This is a genomic window from Rhizobium sp. P2_G2 (assembly GCF_056403555.1).
Genome location: NZ_JBFUFF010000250.1, coordinates 1 through 1,790, shown reverse-complemented (window position 1 = coordinate 1,790; position 1,790 = coordinate 1). Strand labels below are relative to the sequence as shown.

Annotated in this window: 2 protein-coding genes; one reads left to right on the top strand and one right to left on the bottom strand. The window is 61.5% G+C overall.

Annotated elements, in window-relative coordinates; genetic code table 11:
- Positions 1-1,078, bottom strand: a 1,078-nt coding sequence (locus AC1D06_RS42520; protein ID WP_477991580.1) for an ABC transporter transmembrane domain-containing protein, incomplete at its 3' end; no start/stop codon positions are given.
- A 200-nt stretch (positions 1,079-1,278) separates the two neighbouring features.
- On the opposite strand from AC1D06_RS42520, the gene rpmE reads away from it, so the two are divergent.
- Entirely contained in the window at positions 1,279-1,500 is a 222-nt protein-coding gene (rpmE, locus tag AC1D06_RS42515) for a 50S ribosomal protein L31 (protein WP_477991578.1), read from the top strand.
- Positions 1,501-1,790 lie beyond the last annotated feature (290 nt).

Genomic DNA, 1,790 nt, shown 5'->3' with positions numbered 1-1,790 from the left:
GGGTTGGATAGGCAAAGCGCACATCGGAAAATTCAACACTGCCGACCGGCGGCTGCGGTAGTCTCACCGGATGTTCTGGAGCCGCAATTTCGGGCTTTTCGACCAGAAGTTCCGACAGACGACCCGCAGCACCAGCCGCTTGGCTGAGTTCGCTCCAGACTTCCGAGAGTGCGGCGAGCGCGCCTGCCGCCATCACCGAATAGATCAGGAACTGGCTGAGCGTGCCGGGCGTCATCGCCCCGGACAGCACATTCTGCGCACCGAACCAGAGCACGGCGACGACGCTGCCGAACACCATGGTAATGGCAAAGCCGGTCAGGAAGGCCCGCTGACGCGTTGAAAGCCGTGCTGCATCGAAAGCGTTCTCGGCCGCTTCCCCGAAGCGGTCACTGGCGATGCCGGCGCTGTTGAAGGCCTGCACGGTGCGGATCGCACCGATCGCCTCGGATGCATAGGCCGAGGCGATCGCCAACCTGTCCTGAGCCGCCCGCGCGCGCTTGCGCACCGAGCGGCCGAAGGCGACAAGCGGAAAGACGATCAGCGGGATAGCCAAGAGAACCAGGCTCGACAATTTCGGGCTGGTATAGATCATCATCGCCACCGCACCGATCACCAGCAGCGTGTTGCGCAACGCCAGCGACGCCGAGGCGCCGACGGCGGATTTGATCTGCACCGTATCGGCCGTCAGCCGCGAGACGATCTCGCCCGACTGGTTGACGTCGAAGAAAGCCGGCGACAATTTCGTGATATGCGAAAACACGTCGCGCCTGAGATCGGCGACGATCCGCTCGCCGAGCACGATGACGAAATAGTAGCGTAGCGCCGAGGCCGCGGCGAGCACCACCGCCAGCCCCATCAACATGCCGAAATAGGCGTTGATGAACTTGCTGTCCGATTGGGTAAAGCCACTGTCGATCATCCGCCGCACCGCCGTCGGCAGGATCAGCGTGGTGATTGCCGCCACCATCAGGAAGACGATGGCGCCGCCGACCAGCTTCTTGTAGCGCCACATATAGGGATAGAGCTTGCCGAGCGGCTTGAGCGATCGGCTGTCTGCTTGTTTGTCCTGCTCTGCCAAGGCTTCGGCCCCCGTTTTGTGCGCCACACAGGCTGCGATTCCTGCTTCCGGCCACTTGTTATCCGTGCATGCTTCATGTATAGGCGTCGCCCATCGAACGAAGCCGTGATCCACGTCAATCGCGGCTTCATTTATTTCTTCGGCTCGGCTGCTGCAAGTGAATGCAGCAAAAGACCACCATAGACCGGCAGGAAATTATCATGAGAGAGAAGATTCATCCCGAYTACCACAYSATCAAGGTGGTCATGACCGACGGCACCGAGTACGAGACCCGTTCCACATGGGGCGCGGAAGGCCAGGTCATGAACCTCGAAATCGACTCCAAGTCGCATCCGGCCTGGACCGGCGGCAACCAGCAGCTGATGGACCGCGGCGGCCGCGTTTCCAAGTTCAACAAGCGCTTCTCCGGCCTCGGCATCTGATCCGAGCCTGACCGCTTGCAGCAAAAAGCCCGGCCTGCCCGGGCTTTTGTCGTTGTGCGCCCAGCATGGGCGCATTCTTGTGGGTGGAAGTCCCACCGTAAGCTGGTCATGGCGAGCGAAGAGAAGCGCAACTGCGGAAGGGCGACTGACCGTGGGGAGGAAGCGTGGATCGAACCTGCGGGCCGATGGACAAGAACCGGATATGAGGCGATGCCGATCAGGGCGAGCGGGCAACGAACCGCGAAGCTCTTGTGACCAAGGGTCGGTGGCGTAAATCCGGCGGTCGTGCA